At 52.8% G+C, this 1,161-nt stretch carries 2 protein-coding genes; both read right to left on the bottom strand.

Translation table 11 applies throughout. The annotated features are described in order from the left end of the window. Nucleotides 1-281, bottom strand: a 281-nt coding sequence (locus Q8K05_RS03740) for a methyltransferase domain-containing protein (protein ID WP_305245183.1), incomplete at its 3' end; no start/stop codon positions are given. A gap of 67 nt (nt 282-348) precedes the next feature. Beyond that, on the bottom strand, nt 349-990 hold the full coding sequence (gene ompA, locus Q8K05_RS03735) for an outer membrane protein OmpA (protein WP_305245182.1): 642 nt from the start codon (nt 988-990) through the stop codon (nt 349-351). Between the last annotated feature and the right edge of the window lie 171 nt (nt 991-1,161).

Here is a 1,161-nt window from a genome sequence, read left to right as displayed (position 1 = left end):
TCCAGCGCATGGAGTTGCGCCACTTTCAGGGCTTTGGTCGCCAGATCGATCCCCAGTACAGTTGCGCCTTTTCGGGCCATGGAATCGGCCAGGATACCGCCGCCACAGCCTACATCCAGCGCGCGCAAGCCTTTCAACGGCATCAGACTGTCTATCCAGTCCAGCCGGAGCGGGTTGATCTGGTGCAAGGGTCGGAACTCGCTTTCAAGGTCCCACCAGCGATGGGCAAGGTCAGAGAACTTGGCTAATTCCGCAGGATCAAAGTTGTCAGTTGTAAGCATCGAAGGATTTTCGTTGAGGCATAAAAAAACCGCGCCATGGCGCGGTTTTTTTTGTAATCCGGCAGGATTATTTATTGACGCGGGTACCGACCACTTCAATTTCCACGCGACGATTTTTTGCGCGGCCTTCAGCGGTCTTGTTGTCAGCAACCGGCTGTTTCTCGCCTTTGCCTTCGGTGTAGACGCGGTTTTTCTCGATGCCTTTAGATACCAAGTAAGCTTTGACAGCTTCCGAGCGGCGAACCGACAGCTTCTGGTTGTAGGCGTCGCTGCCGATGGAGTCAGTGTGACCCACAGCAATAATCACTTCCAGATTGATGTCCTTGATCTTGCCGATCAAATCGTCCAGCTTGGCTTTACCTTCTGGCTTGAGCACAGACTTGTCAAAGTCAAAGAACGCGTCAGCGGCGTAGGTGACTTTGGTTGCAGCAGGAGGAGCAACGACGACAGGAGCAGGTGCAGGTGCAGCCACAGGAGGAGGAGCAACAACTACCGGAGCGGGCGCAACAACAGGAACAATTGCGCCGTCGCAACCTGGAGCAGCAGTAGCTGGAGTCCAGAAGTTGTCACGCCAGCACAATTCGTTGGTTCCGTTTTTCCAGACCAACTCGTTGTTGCCATTTTTCCAGTTGTCGATAGTTTGCGCACCAGCGGCGGTAACAAGCGCTGCGGAAGCAAACAACATTGCCACTTTGTTGAGTTTCTTCATGGTTCTCCTCTAGAGAAAAGCCGCAGACTGGCTGCGATTAGTAATTTACACGCCGTGAATGACCATCACCCAAAGCGTTACAACAATTGTGCCACACCTCTTTGGGCCTTCAAGCAAGCTATAGACTTCGTCTGACACAGAGACCGAATTCCCCAGTATTTGTTGCTGTTC

The organism is Polaromonas sp. (genome assembly GCF_030682935.1).
In the GTDB taxonomy this organism is placed as follows: domain Bacteria; phylum Pseudomonadota; class Gammaproteobacteria; order Burkholderiales; family Burkholderiaceae_C; genus Polaromonas.
Note: the sequence above shows the minus strand (reverse complement) of the source record. Positions and strands in the feature narration are given on the sequence as shown.